Here is a 16,823-nt window from a genome sequence, read left to right as displayed (position 1 = left end):
AATGGATTACGGCAGTCAAGAGGCATCCAGCCCGTCCACGTCCAATCAGGTCTAGACCGCAGTAGCGCGGCCTGCCCCACTCAGCTTTTGTTCTGTGATCGAGTCCTGCTCTACCGGCAGGATCAGGCGATCGGGTACAGCGCCATGCCATTTTTTCGCGCAGACGTAATACAGCGCTGCGGGAACCACCAGGCCGACGATCCAGGAGATATCCACGCCACCCAGGGCTTCCACCAGCGGACCGGTGTAGAACTTGGTAGCGATGAACGGCAGCTGCACCAGCACACCGATCACATAGACGCTGATCCCGAGGATGTTCCAGCGGCCATAACGACCGTTCGGATCGGCCAGCGCCGGCACGTCATAGTTCTCGCGGGTGATGCAGTAGTAGTCCACCAGGTTGACCGCGCTCCACGGGGTGAAGAAGGCCAGCAGGAACAGGATGAAGGACTTGAACGCACCGAGGAACGAGTGCTGGCCGAGCAACGCGATCAGGGTCGCGGTACCGACGATGACCAGTACGAACACCAGGCGTTGCAAGCGCGTCACTTCCAGATGGCCACGGAAGCCACTGATGATGGTGGCGATGCACATGAAGCTGCCGTAGGAGTTCAGCGTCGAGATGGTGACCTTGCCGAAGGCGATGCTGAAGTACAGCAGCGCGGCGGTGGCACCGCTGCCGCCCAGGCCAACGATGTAGGCCACTTCGTGGCCGGCGAACTGTCCGTCGGCCATGGCCGCGGCGAACACGCCGAGGATCATCGCCACCTGCGCGCCGATCACCGAACCTGCGCCAGCGGCGAGGAAGGTTTTCACCGAGGAGGTCTTGCTCGGCAGGTAGCGCGAATAGTCAGCCACGTAGGGGCCGAAAGCGATCTGCCAGGACGCGGCGAGCGACACCGCGAGCAGGAAGCTGCTCCAGCTGAAGTGGCGGATTTCCAGGAGCGCGCCGATATCGGTCTGGCTCATCAGGCGACTGAACAGATAAACGAAGGCGATCACGCCAATGACGCTGGCGGCGCGACCGATGAAATGGATCACCCGGTAGCCAAGCACAGTGACCAGCACGATGACGCTGGCGAAGATCAGGATGCCGACGCTGTCGCTGACGCCGAACAGCTGGCCCAGCGCCTGGCCGGAAAGCACGGTGCCGGTGGCGGTGAAGCCCAGGTACATCAGGCACACCAGGACGATCGGAATGGCCGCGCCATAGACACCGAACTGGACCCGGCTGGAGATCATCTGCGGCAGGCCGAGCTTGGGCCCTTGCGCCGCGTGCAACGCCATCACACCGCCGCCCAGCAGCTGACCGATGAGCAGGCCGATCAACGACCAGAACACATCACCGCCCAGCACCACCGCCAGAGCGCCAGTGACGATGGCGGTGATCTGCAGGTTAGCCCCCAACCACAGGGTGAACTGGCTGTAGAGCTTGCCGTGGCGTTCGGTTTCGGGGATGTAGTTGATCGACCGCCGTTCGATCAGTGGTTTGGAGCTATCGCTGGCCGTGGACATCGTTATTGTTCTCCCGGGAGATTCTTATCATGTCAAAGCTCTGCTACATGGACCGAGCCGCCGCATGACAGCGTGCGACGGCTCCTTCCCTGATCCTGGCGGCAAACCGCCGGGAGCTTACTTGCCAGTGATCATCGGCAGGTTCAGGCCCTGTTCCTTGGCGCAGTCGATGGCGATCTGGTAACCGGCATCGGCGTGACGCATGACACCGGTACCCGGGTCGTTATGCAGCACACGGGCGATACGCTCGGCCGCTTCGTCGGTACCGTCGCAGACGATCACCATCCCGGAGTGCTGGGAGAAGCCCATGCCGACGCCGCCGCCGTGGTGCAGGGACACCCAGGTCGCGCCGCTGGCGGTGTTCAGCAGGGCGTTGAGCAGTGGCCAGTCGGACACGGCGTCGGAACCGTCTTGCATCGATTCGGTTTCGCGGTTCGGGCTGGATACCGAGCCGGAGTCCAGGTGGTCGCGACCGATGACGATCGGCGCCGACAGCTCGCCGCTGCGCACCATTTCGTTGAACGCCAGGCCGAGCTTGGCGCGCAGGCCCAGGCCAACCCAGCAGATACGCGCCGGCAGGCCCTGGAAGCTGATGCGCTCGCGCGCCATGTCCAGCCAGTTGTGCAGGTGAGCGTCGTCCGGGATCAGTTCCTTGACCTTGGCGTCGGTCTTGTAGATGTCCTGCGGATCGCCCGACAGCGCGGCCCAGCGGAACGGACCGATGCCGCGGCAGAACAGCGGACGGATATAGGCCGGTACGAAACCTGGGAAGTCGAAGGCGTTCTCGACGCCTTCTTCCTGGGCCATCTGGCGGATGTTGTTGCCGTAGTCGAAGGTCGGGATGCCCTGCTTCTGGAAGTCGAGCATGGCCTTGACGTGCACGGCCATCGATTGCTTGGCCGCCTTGACCACTGCCGCAGGCTCGGTCTTGGCGCGCTCGCGGTACTGCTCCCAGGTCCAGCCGGCCGGCAGGTAGCCGTTGAGCGGGTCGTGGGCGCTGGTCTGGTCGGTGACCATGTCCGGACGCACGCCGCGACGGACCATTTCCGGAAGGATTTCAGCCGCGTTGCCGCACAGGGCGATGGAGATCGCCTTGCCTTCGGCGGTGTACTTGGCGATACGCGCCAGGGCGTCGTCCAGGTCCTTGGCCTGCTCGTCGACATAGCGGGTCTTGAGGCGGAAATCGATGCTGGTCTGCTGGCATTCGATGTTCAGCGAGCAGGCACCGGCCAGGGTCGCGGCCAGAGGCTGGGCGCCGCCCATGCCGCCGAGGCCGGCGGTCAGGACCCAGCGGCCCTTGAGGTTGTCGTTGTAGTGCTGGCGACCGGCTTCGACGAAGGTTTCGTAGGTGCCCTGGACGATGCCCTGGCTGCCGATGTAGATCCAGCTGCCGGCGGTCATCTGGCCGTACATGGCCAGGCCCTTGGCATCCAGTTCGTTGAAGTGTTCCCAGGTGGCCCAGTGCGGGACCAGGTTGGAGTTGGCGATCAGCACGCGCGGTGCATTGCTGTGAGTCTTGAACACGCCGACCGGCTTGCCGGATTGCACCAGCAGGGTCTCGTCGTCATTCAGGTTGGTCAGGCTCTCGACGATCTTGTCGTAGCACTCCCAGTTGCGCGCGGCGCGGCCGATGCCACCGTAGACCACCAGCTCTTTCGGGTTCTCGGCGACTTCCGGATCGAGGTTGTTCATCAGCATGCGCAGCGGCGCTTCTGTCAGCCAGCTCTTGGCGGTCAGCTTGTTGCCGCGGGCAGCGCGAATTTCGACGTTCCGGTATTTCGTAGGTTTATTCTCAGTCACGAAAAAACTCCTCAGCGATCAATCCAAACCAACCCAGGCAGTGGGCGAGCGTGCCTGCGCGCAGTGCGCTGCGCAGCAAGCGAATCAGGGGGGACGTGGCGACTTATACGCATACGTCTTTACTTGTACATACAAGCATATGCAATCAAGCGGCCAACTCGTTGAATGAACCCTCAAGAAAATCGCAGGAATGGCGCAAAGGCCTTTGGATCAAGGGTTTCAGCGTCGATTATTTTTTCGGGGAGGATGAGACACGAGGAGGTCGCAGCTGTTACTTCGACATGGCCTTGCGCCATGCTGGGGCGTTCGGTAACAAATTGGTGCGCGAGGGAAACAACATTGTGGAGGGAGAGAAACAAAGAGCGTTGTAGCCGCTGCCGAAGGCTGCGATCGGCTCCGAAGGAGACGCGCTCTTGCAGGCCTCGGAAGGCTCTTCGAGCCTTATCGCAGCCTGCGGCAGCGGCTACAGGTCAGATGGCAGTCAGTTCGATCACGCAGCAAGCGCCGCTGACGCTGACTTCCCGCAAACCGGGGTTATCGAGCAGTTGCAGGCAGTCATGGCGCTCCAGCAAGGCGGCGACACCGCCACCCAGGTCGGCGCGCATTTCGTCGGCCACACTGAACACCAGCACCGTACTGGCCTGGGTGAAGAAGCGCTGGCCACCCTGCAACCATTGCAAGCGGGCGCTGTAGCGATCCGGCGCGTAGATCAGGTTGAAGTCGCGAATCGGCCCATCGATCAGGGTGCACGCGACCTGGCTGGCGCCACTGAAGGCAAAGGGGTCCAGCGGTAACAGTGCGCGGGTGTCCTGGCCATCCACCGTCAGGGTCATGCCCGCGCCTTGCAGCACGGTGATGATGCGCTGGTAGCCGGCGAAGCTGGAGAAACCGCCGGACTCACCGATATCGGCAATCGACAGCCGCCAGCCGAAACCTTCCAGGCCGACGCCGGCGTCCCGGGTGATCTCTTCGGTGCTGCCGCCGCCGTTTTTCCACGGCATACGCGGGTAGTTGGCCGCGCGCAAAACGTTCAACTGAGTCATTGATGCCCCTTACTACTTATGAAACCGCCCTTCCAGGCTGTGACGAGAACCCGGGTGGATCAGGCGCGCGGCGGTCACCGGCTGGCGGCCGGACCAGGTCCGGCGGCGAATCAGCAGGCACGGCTCGCCGCGCTCGATCTGCAGCAACTTGCATTCTTCCGGCTCGGCCAGAATCGCCTCGACCACGTGCTCGCCCTCGGTCAGCGGCGCGACCTGGTTCAGGTAGGCGTATGGGGTCTGCAGGGTGAAATCCTGCTTGAGGTAATCCGGCGCCACCAGCGCGTTGACGAAACGGTCCTCGATCTGCACCGGGATATCGTTCTCGAAATGCACGATCAGCGAGTGGAAGACCCTCTGCCCTTCGCGCATTTCCAGGGCCACGGCGCGCTCGGAACCGGCCGCCTCTTCACCCAGGGTAATGACCTTGCAAGTGTGGCGATGGCCGCGCGAGGCGATCTCGTCGGCGATGTTGTGCACCTCGAACAAGGCCGACTGGCTCTTGGGTTCGGCGACGAAAGTCCCCACGCCCTGCATGCGCACCAGCATGCCTTCGGCGGTCATCTCGCGCAGGGCGCGATTGATGGTCATGCGGCTGAAACCCAGCTGATTGACCAGCTCGCTTTCCGAGGGCACACGGTAGTGCGGCGGCCAGTTTCCGCTCTCGATCTGCTGAGTGATCATCTGCTTGACGCGGGCGTACAGGGGCGCCGGACTATCGCCCAGATGGGCGGCCAGCGGGGAGTTGGCGGGCGGAGTCGGCACGGGAAATCCTTGTTGGTCGAAGAAAGTGACTAGCTTGCCGGAGTTTACCGAGCAGGCAAACGTCTGTATATGTATATACAAATAACACACGACGGGGTGCTTGAACCATGTCCGCCTTCTTTGCCGAACGCGCACTGCTGCCTAACGGATGGGCCAACAACGTACGTCTCGAGGTCAGCGCCGACGGCCTGCTGACCCACATCCAGGCCAATGCCAGCGCGCAAGGCGCCGAACGGCTACAGGGCCCGCTGCTGCCGGGCATGCCCAACCTGCACTCCCACGCCTTCCAGCGGGCGATGGCCGGGCTGGCGGAAGTGGCCGGCAACCCCAACGACAGCTTCTGGACCTGGCGCGACCTGATGTATCGCCTGGTGGGCAAGATCAGCCCGGACCAGCTGGGCATCATCGCCCGTCAGCTGTACATCGAAATGCTCAAGGCCGGTTACACCTCGGTCGCCGAATTCCATTACGTGCATCACGACACCAGCGGCCAGCCCTACGCCGACCCGGCCGAGCTGTCGCTGCGTATCAGCCAGGCCGCCAGCGCCGCCGGCATCGGCCTGACCCTGCTGCCAGTGCTGTACAGCCACTCCGGCTTCGGCGGCCAGGCACCCAATGAAGGCCAGCGCCGCTTCATCAACAGCACGGAAAACTACCTCAAGCTGCAAAGCCGCCTGCAACCGCTGCTGGCCCGGCAACCGGCCCAGCAACTGGGGCTGTGCTTCCACTCGTTGCGCGCGGTCACCCCGCAGCAGATCAGCGAGGTGCTGGCCGCCAGCGACAAGCAGTGCCCGGTGCATATCCACATCGCCGAACAGCAGAAGGAAGTCGACGACTGCCTGACCTGGAGCGGGCGTCGGCCGCTGCAATGGCTGTATGAAAATACCGAGGTCGATCAGCGCTGGTGCCTGGTCCACGCCACCCACGCCAATGCCGAAGAAGTCAGCCTCATGGCGCAAAGCCGGGCGATTGCCGGCCTGTGCCTGACCACCGAAGCCAACCTCGGCGACGGGATTTTCCCGGCAGTGGATTTCCTCGCCCAGGGCGGCCGCATGGGCATCGGTTCCGACAGCCATGTGTCGCTGAGCGTGGTGGAGGAATTGCGCTGGGCGGAATATGGCCAGCGTCTGCGCGATCAACGCCGCAACCGCCTGTATCGCAACGACCAGCCGATGGTTGGCCGCACCCTGTATGACGCCGCGCTGGACGGCGGCGCCCAGGCCCTGGGGCAGCCGATCGGCGCCCTGGAAGTGGGCAAGCGCGCCGACTGGCTGGTGCTCGACGGCAGCGATCCTTACCTGGCCACCGCCGAGGGCGACGGCATTCTCAACCGCTGGCTGTTCGCTGGCGGCGATCGTCAGGTGCGCGATGTGCTGGTCAACGGACAGTGGGTCGTGCGCGACGGACGTCACGCAGGCGAGGAAGAAAGCAACCGGGCCTTTACCCAGGTGCTGCGCGACCTGCTCGGCTGAAACCCGTTACCACAGGAGCCAGCTTTGCTGGCTCCTGTATGGATTCACTTCGAGGTCTTGGCCATCGCCTTGTCCGACACGCGCCAGATCAGGCGGGTGGTGTCATATCCTTGCTGACGCGCCCTGCTCAGCAGGTCCTCGCGAACCGCCTCGCTGACATTCGGCCGGCGCGACAACAGCCACAGGTATCGACGATCCGGGTTGCCGACAATGGCGGTCTTGTAGTCGTCGCTCACGTACAGCACCCAGTAGTCGCCCCTGGCCAGGCCCGGTATCAACCGGGAAAACCAGGTATCGAACTCGACCCACAGCTTGTCGGTTTTATCCGGCGCCTGCGGCGTTGCCGTGCCCCGCACCTCTTCCCATTGCCAGTTGGCGGTCAGGCAGCGGTTGAGTACCGCCATATTGCCTTCGGGCAGCAGGGTGTAGCGGGCTTCGGATTGCGCGCAATTGCGCTGGAAATACATCGGCAAACGCGCCAACTCGTACCAGGTCCCTTGGTAACGCTTTAGATCGACGTGATTAACGGTCTTGGGCGCCAGTGAATCGTCCCGGGAAGTGGCGCAGCCGGCCAACAACAGGCCGGCCAGAAGAGTGACTACCAAACGCATCATTATTTTTCTCCCGTGGGCACGTGGCCCCGGTTTTTTTTACTTCAGGCCTTGCCCGGAAAACATCAGCACTTTGTCACCGGCGTACTGCACGCTGATAAAGCTGTTCTTGTCGCCCCAGGTGCAGCTGGACATGCCCAGCGCGCCGGAACAGTCGGTCGGTTTGCCCAGCAGTTTTTCAACTTCGGCCTTGGGCATGCCGGCCGACAGCTTGGAATAGTTTTCCTGATTGACCTTGCCGCATGCAGCCAACAGCACGCAGAACGACAACAGAGCGAGAGAACGCAGGGACATGGTGAAACTCCTGGACGGACGGGGGGATGGCATGCTGCCAACCAGAAGCTTAGAAGAGAAAAGCCCCGTCTGGTTCCCCAGCCAGGCGCCTATTTATTGTGACGCAGCGCCCAGCATTTCCTCCGGAATCAATCACTTTGCAGGAGCAAAAAGCATTTCGTCGGACAGCGCTCGGCGCGCCTAATCTTTCATGATGGCCAGTCGACATAAAAGCAGCGCAAAAGCCGCCGTTATGGCAAATTGACGCCCCCTCGCTGACCACCCTCTCGCGGTAGTTCACCTAATGACCAGAAACATGAAATTCAGCCATAAGATCCTGCTTGCCGCCGCTCTTGTGGTCGCCGTTGCGTTCGCCTGTTTTATCCTGTTCAACGACTATCGACAGCGCGAGGCCCTGCGCAGCAGCAACGAGTCCTCCATGCAGGAACTCGGCAGCCTGACCAGCAGCAACATCCAGACCTGGCTGGAAAGCCGCATCCAGTTGCTGCACACCCTGGCCCAGCAGATCGCCGTGGACGGCAGCGGCGCCGACGGCCTGAAACGCAGCGTCGGCCTCCCCGCCTACGCCAGCAACTTCCAGCTCAGCTACTTCGGCGGCCAGGACGGCGCGATGTTCTCGGTCCCGGCGGGCAACCGCGCGCCCGACTACGACCCGCGCGCCCGCGGCTGGTACAAGGCGGCCAACTCGGCCCAACAGACCATCGTCACCGAACCCTACATCGCCGCCTCTTCCGGCAAGCTGGTGATCACCGTCGCCACCCCGGTCCAGCACCAGGGCAGCTTCATCGGCATCGCCGGGGCCGACATCGACCTGTCCAACGTCAGCGCCATCATCAACTCGCTGAACTTCGGCGGCCATGGTCAGGCGTTCATCGTCAGCGCCGGCGGCAAGATCCTGATCCACCCGGACAGCAAGCTGGTGCTCAAGAACCTCAGCGACGCCTACCCCAATGGCGCCCCGCAGGTCAGCCCGGGCCTGAAGGAAGTCGAGCTGGACGGCAAGACCCAGTTCATCTCCTTCACCCGGGTCAACGGCGTACCCTCGGCGGACTGGTACGTGGCGCTGGTGCTGGACAAGGACACCGCGTTCTCGATGCTCAGCGAGTTCCGCACCTCGGCGATCATTGCCATGCTGATTGCCGTGGTGATCATCATCAGCCTGCTGGGCATGCTGATCCGCGTGCTGATGCAACCGCTGCACCTGATGGGCCGCGCCATGCACGACATCGCCGAGGGCGAAGGCGATCTGACCAAGCGCCTGACCATCCATGGCCACGACGAATTCGGCACCCTGGGCGCGTCGTTCAACCGCTTCGTCGAACGGGTTCAGGGTTCGATCCGCGAAGTCGCCTCGGCCACCGGCCAGGTCAACGAAGTCGCCCTGCGGGTGGTCAGTGCCTCGAACTCGTCGATGTTCAACTCCGACCAGCAGGCCTCGCGCACCAGCAGCGTCGCCGCGGCGATCAACCAGCTCGGCGCCGCCGCCCAGGAAATCGCCCAGAACGCCGCCCTGGCGTCGCAGCACTCCAGCGATGCGCGCAACCTGGCCAGCGAAGGCCAGGCCGTGGTGGACCAGACCATCGCCGCCATGCAGCAACTGTCGGCGAAGATCAGCGACTCCTGCGGCAATATCGAAACCCTGAACAGCAACACGGTGAACATCGGGCAGATCCTCGAAGTCATCACCAGCATCTCCCAGCAGACCAACCTGCTGGCCCTCAACGCCGCCATCGAAGCCGCCCGCGCCGGTGAGGCCGGCCGCGGTTTCGCGGTGGTCGCCGATGAAGTGCGCAACCTCGCCCACCGCACCCAGGACTCGGCGCAGCAAGTGCAGAAGATGATCGAGGAACTGCAGGTCGGCGCCCGCCAGGCGGTGAACACCATGACCGAAAGCCAGCGCGAGAGCGAAAGCAGCGTCGGCATCGCCAACCAGGCCGGTCAGCGCTTGGGCAGTGTGACCCAGCGCATCGGTGAGATCGACGGCATGAACCAGTCCGTGGCCACCGCCACCGAAGAACAGACCGCCGTGGTCGAGTCGATCAACGTCGACATCACCGAGATCAACACCCTCCACCAGGAAGGCGTGGAAAACCTGCAGGCGACCCTGCGTGCCTGCGCCGATCTGGAGCAACAGGCGGCGCGGTTGAAGCATCTGGTGGGCAGTTTCCGGATCTGAAAAGCATCGCGGGNTAGGAGCGAGGCTTGCCCGCGATAGCTTTTGATGCTGCTCAGCAGATTTAGAAGCTGGAACCCGGCTCGCGCAGGAATGCCAGTTCCTCCGGCGTCGATTCACGCCCGAGAATCCGATTGCGATGGGGGAAGCGCCCGAAGCGGGCGATGATTTTCTGATGCCGTTCGGCGTAATCCAGCTGGTCGGCGAACACCGGTCGATCTTCCGGCGGCTGTTCGTCCTGCAACGCGGCGAACCTGGAGATCGCTTCGTTCTGCACCGCCAGATTCTCGCAATGCTCGAACACCAGGTAGATGAAACTGCGCTGCATCGCCGGCAGTTGCCGGTCGAAATCCGCGGCGATGCCCTGGGCCACCAATGCCTGGGCTCGCAGGTCGCCGGAAAAACTCTTGGGGGTTTCGCGATACAGCATGCGCGGCAGCTGGTCGAGCAGCAGCACCAGGGCCAGCCAGCCTTGCGGGCGTTGCGCCCACTCGGTCAATCCGCCGGCCAGCGCCTGTTCCACCAGATCCCCGAAACGCTCGCGCGCTTCGAGGTCCTGGCTGTCGCGCTTGCCAAACCACAGCCCGCCCTTTTCAGCTCGGATGTCCGCAGGTTTCTCGGCAGAGCCGAACCACCAGTCGAGCAGGGGCTGCCAGGGCGCGGCCATGATTCATTCCTTGTGGTAGGAGGTGACGCGGGCGACTTCTTCCTTCGAGCCGAGGAACACCGCTACGCGCTGGTGCAGGCCTTCAGGCTGGATGTCGAGAATGCGCTGGTGACCGTCGGTGGCTGCGCCGCCGGCCTGTTCAACCAGGAACGACATCGGGTTGGCTTCGTACATCAGGCGCAGTTTGCCCGGCTTCGATGGCTCGCGGCTGTCGCGTGGATACATGAACACGCCGCCACGGGTCAGGATGCGGTGCACGTCGGCCACCATCGCGGCGACCCAGCGCATGTTGAAGTTCTTCTTCACCGGGCCTTCCTCGCCGGCCATCAACTCGCTCACGTAGCGCGCGACCGGCGCTTCCCAGTGACGCTGGTTGGACATGTTGATGGCGAATTCCTGGGTGCTCTCAGGAATGGTCAGGTCTTCGTGGGTCAGCACGAAGCTGCCCATTTCACGGTCCAGGGTAAAGCCCTTGACGCCATCGCCCAGGGTCAGCACCAGCATGGTCTGCGGGCCGTAGATGGCATAGCCGGCGGCTACCTGCTGGGTGCCTGGTTGCAGGAAGGCCTTTTCGTTCAGGGCTTCGTTCTGGCTCAGGTATTCGTTCGGGCAACGCAGCACGGAGAAGATGGTACCGACCGGCGCGTTGATATCGATGTTCGACGAACCGTCCAGTGGGTCGAACACCAGCAGGTAGGCGCCTTTCGGGTATTTGCCCGGGATCTGGTAGGCATTGTCCATTTCCTCGGACGCCATGCCGGCCAGGTGGCCGCCCCATTCGTTGGCTTCGAGCAGGATCTCGTTGGAGAGCACGTCGAGCTTCTTCTGCACTTCGCCTTGGACGTTTTCAGTGCCCATACTGCCCAGAACACCGCCCAGGGCGCCTTTGGACACGGCGTGGCTGATCTCCTTGCAGGCACGCGCCACCACTTCGATCAGGAAGCGCAGATCGGCAGGAGTGTTGTTGCTGCGGGTCTGCTCAATCAAATAGCGACTCAGGGTAACGCGGGACATGGAAGGCTCCGGAGGAATGGGGGGTAAAAAACCCGCGCAGTTTAGCGCGAGTCGGGGTGCATTTCCTCCTATGAGACGAGATCCGCCATAGAGAGTTCATGCCTGGGGTTGAGCGTAGCCCGAAATCCGACCTGTAGCCGCTGGCGCAGGCCGCGCTGGCCTGCGCCCTTTCGCCCCTAGGGGGCCCGCGAGCAGCCTATTCCAGAGCCTTCCAGATCTGCGTGGCGTACTCGCGAATGGTCCGGTCCGAAGAGAACCAGCCCATGCGCGCGCTGTTGAGCACCGCCGAGCGCCACCATTGATTGCTGTCGCGCCAGCGCTCTTCGACATGCAGCTGGGCATTCCAGTAGGAGTCGAAATCGGCGCACACATGGAAGCGGTCATAGTCGATCAGCGAATCGATAAGACCGGTGTAGCGGGCCGGATCGTCCGGCGAGAACACCCCGCCACGAATCGCCTGCAGCACATCGTTGAGACGATGGGAGGCAGCGATATCCGGCACCGCGCTGAACTCGCCATTGCGCTTGCGCGCCTCCACCTGCTGGGCGCTGAGGCCGAAGATGAACATGTGCTCGGCGCCGACCCGCTCGCACATCTCGACGTTGGCGCCGTCCAGGGTGCCGATGGTCAGGGCGCCGTTGAGGCCGAACTTCATGTTGCTGGTGCCCGAGGCCTCGAAGCCGGCGGTGGAGATCTGCTCCGATAGGTCGGCCGCCGGGATGATGCTTTCGGCCAGGCTGACGTTGTAGTTGGGCAGGAACACCACCTTGAGCAGGCCGCGCACGGTCGGGTCGTTGTTCACGGTGCGGGCGATGTCGTTGCTCAGTTTGATGATCAGCTTGGCCTGGTGATAACTGGCCGCGGCCTTGCCGGCGAAGATCTTCACCCGCGGCACCCAGTCGATCTCCGGCTCGGCGCGGATCGCCTGGTACAGCGCCACGGTGTGCAACAGGTTGAGCAACTGGCGCTTGTACTCGTGGATCCGTTTGACCTGCACGTCGAACAGCGCCGCCGGATTGACCGCGATGCCCAGGCGCTCATGGATGATCGCCGCCAGCGCGCGCTTGCTGTGCAGGCGCTGCTCGGCGAACTGCTTACGAAAGGCCGGTTTCTCGGCGAAGGGTTCGAGCTTGAGCAACAGCTCTTCAGGGTTGTCCAGCAGCTCCGGGCCGACGGCCTCGACCAGCATCGCCGTCAGTTTGGGGTTGGCCTGGTACAGCCAGCGGCGGAAGGTGATGCCGTTGGTCTTGTTGTTGATCCGCTCCGGATACAGCTTGTGCAGCTCGGAGAACACCGTGCTGCGCATCAGCTGGGTGTGCAGGCCGGACACGCCGTTGACGCTGTGGGAACCGAGAAACGCCAGGTTGCCCATGCGCACCCGGCGGCCGTTGTCTTCCTCGATCAGCGACACTGCGCGCAGCACGTCGAAGTCATGAATACCCTTGGCCCGCAGCGAATCGATGTGCTGGGCGTTGATCAGGTAAATGATCTGCATGTGCCGCGGCAGCATGCGCTCCATCAGGCCCACCGGCCAGGTTTCCAGGGCTTCAGGCAGCAACGTGTGGTTGGTGTAGGCCAGGGTCTCGACGGTGATCTGCCAGGCCGCTTCCCAGGCGATGCCGTGCAGGTCCACCAGCTGGCGCATCAGCTCGGCCACGGCGATCGACGGGTGGGTGTCGTTGAGCTGGATCGCCGCATGCTCGCCGAGGCTGAGCACCGAATCGTGCATGTTCTTGTGCCGGCGCAGCAGGTCCTGCAAGGACGCGGAGACGAAGAAGTATTCCTGGCGCAGGCGCAACTCCTGCCCGGCTTCGGTGCTGTCCGCCGGGTAGAGCACCCGCGAGATACTCTCGGCGCGGGCCACCTCGGCCACCGCGCCGAGGTGGTCGCCGGCGTTGAAGCGTTCCAGGTGCAGGTCTTCCATGGCCCGCGCCCGCCACAGGCGCAGGGTGTTGACGCTGGCGCCGCGCCAGCCGACCACCGGCGTGTCGTAGGCCACCGCGCGCACGGTTTCCGCCGGCCACCAGACCTGCCGGGTGTGGCCGGCCTCGTCGGTGACGGTATCGACGCTGCCACCGAAGCCGATCGAATAGATCACTTCGGGGCGCTCGAACTCCCAGGGGTTGCCGAAGTCCAGCCAGTGCTCGGTCTGCTCCTGCTGCCAGCCATCGACTATGGCCTGGCGGAACAGGCCGTGTTCGTAACGGATGCCGTAGCCGTGGCCGGCAATGCCCAGGGTCGACATGCTTTCCATGAAGCACGCCGCCAAGCGGCCGAGGCCACCGTTGCCCAGCGCCGCGTCCGGCTCCAGCAGGCGGATGCGCTCCAGGTCGACGCCCAGATCGCTCAGCGCATCGCGCGCCACGTCCAGCAGCCCGAGGTTGCTCAGGCTGTCGAAGAGCAGGCGGCCGATGAGGAACTCCAGGGACAGGTAATAAACGCGCTTCTGGCCCTTGCGGTAGATCTGCCGCGTATGGTCCATCCAGTGCTCGACCATGTGATCGCGCGCCGCCAGGGCGATGGCCTCGAACCAGTCATGGTCGAAGGCGTGGTCCGGGTCCTTGCCCACCGCGTAGGTGAGCTTGTTCAACACGGCGTCGCGAAAAGCGGCCACCTCAGCGTCACGAACCTGCAGTTCCTCAGTCATGGATACGACCTCGAGCGAGATAGACAGTGAGCATGGAATTGTCTGAGCCTAGTCGGTCTGACAGGAGCCAAAGTCTCTGGTTCGGTGCGTCTTGCAATTGCCCGAACAAAGGCGGCGTCTCCCGCGGCAGCTGGTAAAAATGATGCAGATGCCGTGCCGACCCTACAATCCCCCTGGACAGGCGTAAATTCCGTTAAATGGTTGTTCAAAAATCCACCAGTACCGGTATGATCGCGCGCCCTGATACACACGCTGGAAACACGCCTGATGAAGTCCAACCTGATCGCCGCCGCGGAAATCGACCGACTCGATACCTGGGCCAAGTATTCCGCGCCCATGTGCGGCTCCTGCATGTCCAGCTGCTGCACCCTGCCGGTGGAGGTCAAGATCAAGGATCTGATCCGCATCGGCATCGTCGACGAATTCGAGCGCGGCGAGCCGGCGAAGAACATCGCCAAGCGCCTGCAGAAGGAAGGCATCGTCGAGCGCTACAACCAGAAGTCCGAGATCTTCACCCTGCAGCGCATGAGCAACAACGACTGCCTGTATCTGGATCGTAAGAGCCGCCTGTGCACCATTTATGACAAGCGCCCCGACACCTGCCGCAACCACCCGAAGATCGGCCCGCGCCCGGGCTATTGCGCATACAAGCCCAAGCCGGTCGAGCGCCCGACCAACACCAGCAGCCGGACCCTGGAACGCTTCTGAGCCCAGGCCTGCGCCTATAACCCCGCTCCCCGCATAACCCTACCGCCCTGTAGCCCTGTAGNCCGCAAAACCATACGACGCGGTACACCTGAAACTCGGCGGTGGCCGTATTACGACTGCTGCGCAGCCGATCGCAGCCTCGTGCCTCGGCAGCGGCTACAGGCGGTAAGCAGCACCTTTTTCGCAGATCAAAAAAAACGCCCCCGGCCTTTCGACCGGGGGCGTTTCTATTCAGCCTGAACTAAAAGATCAGTTCTTGGCTTTCTTGGCAGCGCGGGTACGCTCGCCTTCGTCCAGGATCTTCTTGCGAAGACGGATGGACTTAGGAGTCACTTCACACAGCTCGTCGTCCTGGATGAATTCCAGAGCCTGTTCCAGGGTGAAACGAACCGGCGGAACCAGGGCGATGGTTTCGTCCTTGCCCGAAGCACGCATGTTGTCGAGCTTCTTGCCTTTGGTTGGGTTCACGCCCAGGTCGTTGTCACGGCTGTTCAGACCAACGATCTGACCGTTGTAGATTTCCTGGCCGTGCTCGACGAACAGCTTGCCGCGCGCCTGCAGGGTTTCCAGGGAGTAGGTCAGAGCCTTGCCGGTTTCAACCGAAACCAGTACGCCGTTCTGACGACCGGACATGTGGCCGGACTTCATCGGAGCGTAGCGATCGAAGATCGAGGTCAGGATGCCTGCACCGTTGGTCAGGGTCAGGAACTGGTTACGGAAACCGATCAGACCACGGGCTGGAATGTTGTATTCCAGGCGTACACGGCCCTTGCCATCCGGAACCATGTTGCTCAGGTCGCCTTTACGCAGACCCATTTCTTCCATGACCTTGCCCTGGGATTCTTCAGGGATGTCGATGGTGACGTTTTCGAACGGTTCCTGCTTCACGCCGTCGACTTCACGGATGATCACTTCAGGACGGCCAACGCCCATTTCGAAACCTTCGCGACGCATGGTTTCGATCAGTACCGACAGGTGCAGCTCACCACGGCCGGAAACCTTGAACTTGTCGGCCGAGTCGCCTTCTTCAACGCGCAGTGCAACGTTGTACAGCAGCTCTTTGTCCAGACGTTCCTTGATGTTACGGCTGGTCACGAACTTGCCTTCTTTACCGCAGAATGGCGAGTCGTTGACCTGGAAGGTCATGGAAACGGTTGGCTCGTCGACGGTCAGCGGCTTCATCGCTTCGACAGCGGTCGGATCGCACAGGGTGTCGGAGATGAACAGCTCGTCGAAACCGCTGATGCAGACGATGTCGCCGGCAGCTGCTTCTTCAACGTCCACACGGTGCAGACCGTGGTGGCCCATCAGCTTCAGGATACGGCCGTTGCGCTTCTTGCCTTCGGTGTCGATAGCGACAACCGGAGTGTTCGGCTTGACGCGACCGCGAGCGATACGGCCAACGCCGATCACACCCAGGAAGCTGTTGTAGTCCAGAGCGGAGATCTGCATCTGGAACGGACCGTCACGGTCAACGGCTGGAGCCGGAACGTTGTCGACGATCGACTGGTACAGCGGGGTCATGTCTTCAGCCATGTCGGTGTGGTCCAGACCGGCAATACCGTTCAGGGCCGAGGCGTAGACGACTTTGAAGTCCAGCTGTTCTTCGGTGGCACCCAGGTTGTCGAACAGATCGAAGATCTGGTCCAGAACCCAGTCAGGACGCGCGCCTGGACGGTCGACCTTGTTGATTACCACGATCGGACGCAGGCCGGCTTCGAAAGCCTTCTTGGTCACGAAACGGGTTTGCGGCATAGGACCGTCTTGGGCGTCGACCAGCAGCAGAACGGAGTCGACCATCGACATTACGCGTTCAACTTCGCCGCCGAAGTCGGCGTGGCCCGGGGTGTCCACGATGTTGATGTGGTAGCCGTTCCAGTTGATGGCGGTGTTTTTGGCCAGGATGGTAATACCGCGCTCTTTTTCCTGGTCGTTGGAGTCCATCACGCGCTCGTCGTTGAGCTCGTTGCGCTCCAGGGTGCCGGATTGACGCAGGAGTTTGTCTACCAGGGTGGTTTTACCGTGGTCAACGTGAGCAATGATGGCGATGTTACGTAGATTTTCGATCACTTGTGTATCTCGATCAGAGGATTCGGTGTGCTGACAACTGCTGGCAG

General features: G+C 62.6%; 13 protein-coding genes and 1 pseudogene. 4 read left to right on the top strand and 10 right to left on the bottom strand.

Annotation, left to right across the window (positions count from 1 at the left end; translation table 11 throughout):
* Positions 1-51: 51 nt before the first annotated feature.
* From ACTJKT_RS13785 to hutC, 4 genes are all read right to left on the bottom strand, one after another.
* On the bottom strand, positions 52-1,515 hold the full coding sequence (locus ACTJKT_RS13785; protein ID WP_097305980.1) for a purine-cytosine permease family protein: 1,464 nt from the start codon (positions 1,513-1,515) through the stop codon (positions 52-54).
* A 117-nt stretch (positions 1,516-1,632) separates the two neighbouring features.
* Complete coding sequence (hutU, locus tag ACTJKT_RS13780) at positions 1,633-3,315, bottom strand: urocanate hydratase (RefSeq protein WP_009046561.1); 1,683 nt, start codon at positions 3,313-3,315, stop codon at positions 1,633-1,635.
* 470 nt (positions 3,316-3,785) lie between these two features.
* Positions 3,786-4,358: a HutD/Ves family protein gene (locus tag ACTJKT_RS13775; protein ID WP_081362919.1), complete on the bottom strand. Its 573-nt coding sequence runs from the start codon at positions 4,356-4,358 to the stop codon at positions 3,786-3,788.
* A gap of 12 nt (positions 4,359-4,370) precedes the next feature.
* On the bottom strand, positions 4,371-5,039 hold the full coding sequence (gene hutC / locus ACTJKT_RS13770) for a histidine utilization repressor (protein WP_440787628.1): 669 nt from the start codon (positions 5,037-5,039) through the stop codon (positions 4,371-4,373).
* A gap of 188 nt (positions 5,040-5,227) precedes the next feature.
* Between hutC and ACTJKT_RS13765 the strand changes: the two genes are divergently transcribed.
* The gene (locus ACTJKT_RS13765; protein ID WP_440787491.1) at positions 5,228-6,592 is read left to right on the top strand and encodes a formimidoylglutamate deiminase; all 1,365 of its coding nucleotides are present in this window, start codon (positions 5,228-5,230) and stop codon (positions 6,590-6,592) included.
* A gap of 44 nt (positions 6,593-6,636) precedes the next feature.
* On the opposite strand, the gene ACTJKT_RS13760 is transcribed toward ACTJKT_RS13765, so the two are convergent.
* On the bottom strand, positions 6,637-7,206 hold the full coding sequence (locus tag ACTJKT_RS13760; protein WP_097305986.1) for a lipocalin family protein: 570 nt from the start codon (positions 7,204-7,206) through the stop codon (positions 6,637-6,639).
* 36 nt (positions 7,207-7,242) lie between these two features.
* Positions 7,243-7,497 (bottom strand): lipoprotein, encoded by a 255-nt coding sequence (locus ACTJKT_RS13755; protein ID WP_045886280.1) that lies wholly within the window; start codon positions 7,495-7,497, stop codon positions 7,243-7,245.
* Between the two features lie 283 nt (positions 7,498-7,780).
* Here ACTJKT_RS13755 and ACTJKT_RS13750 point away from each other — a divergent pair.
* Positions 7,781-8,815 (top strand): annotated as a pseudogene (locus ACTJKT_RS13750) (HAMP domain-containing protein); the annotation flags it as partial.
* 93 nt (positions 8,816-8,908) lie between these two features.
* A complete protein-coding gene (locus tag ACTJKT_RS13745) occupies positions 8,909-9,673 on the top strand; it encodes a methyl-accepting chemotaxis protein (protein WP_440787627.1) in 765 nt (254 codons plus the stop codon).
* Between the two features lie 61 nt (positions 9,674-9,734).
* Here ACTJKT_RS13745 and ACTJKT_RS13740 read toward each other — a convergent pair whose 3' ends face one another.
* From ACTJKT_RS13740 to ACTJKT_RS13730, 3 genes are all read right to left on the bottom strand, one after another.
* Positions 9,735-10,337, bottom strand: coding sequence for a DUF924 family protein (locus ACTJKT_RS13740; protein WP_025808246.1), 603 nt, complete (start codon positions 10,335-10,337; stop codon positions 9,735-9,737).
* 3 nt (positions 10,338-10,340) lie between these two features.
* On the bottom strand, positions 10,341-11,351 hold the full coding sequence (locus ACTJKT_RS13735) for a class 1 fructose-bisphosphatase (protein ID WP_063427854.1): 1,011 nt from the start codon (positions 11,349-11,351) through the stop codon (positions 10,341-10,343).
* Between the two features lie 196 nt (positions 11,352-11,547).
* Positions 11,548-13,998, bottom strand: coding sequence for a glycogen/starch/alpha-glucan phosphorylase (locus tag ACTJKT_RS13730; protein ID WP_440787490.1), 2,451 nt, complete (start codon positions 13,996-13,998; stop codon positions 11,548-11,550).
* A 267-nt stretch (positions 13,999-14,265) separates the two neighbouring features.
* Here ACTJKT_RS13730 and ACTJKT_RS13725 point away from each other — a divergent pair, with 267 nt between their 5' ends.
* A complete protein-coding gene (locus ACTJKT_RS13725; RefSeq protein WP_007925937.1) occupies positions 14,266-14,706 on the top strand; it encodes a YkgJ family cysteine cluster protein in 441 nt (146 codons plus the stop codon).
* A gap of 249 nt (positions 14,707-14,955) precedes the next feature.
* Here the strand turns inward: ACTJKT_RS13725 and typA are convergent, their stop codons facing one another.
* Complete coding sequence (gene typA, locus ACTJKT_RS13720; protein WP_009046549.1) at positions 14,956-16,776, bottom strand: translational GTPase TypA; 1,821 nt, start codon at positions 16,774-16,776, stop codon at positions 14,956-14,958.
* Positions 16,777-16,823 lie beyond the last annotated feature (47 nt).

This window comes from Pseudomonas sp. 22526, assembly GCF_052044735.1.
Classification (GTDB): Bacteria; Pseudomonadota; Gammaproteobacteria; order Pseudomonadales; family Pseudomonadaceae; genus Aquipseudomonas; species Aquipseudomonas piscium.
This window is presented reverse-complemented; position numbering and strand designations above follow the sequence as displayed.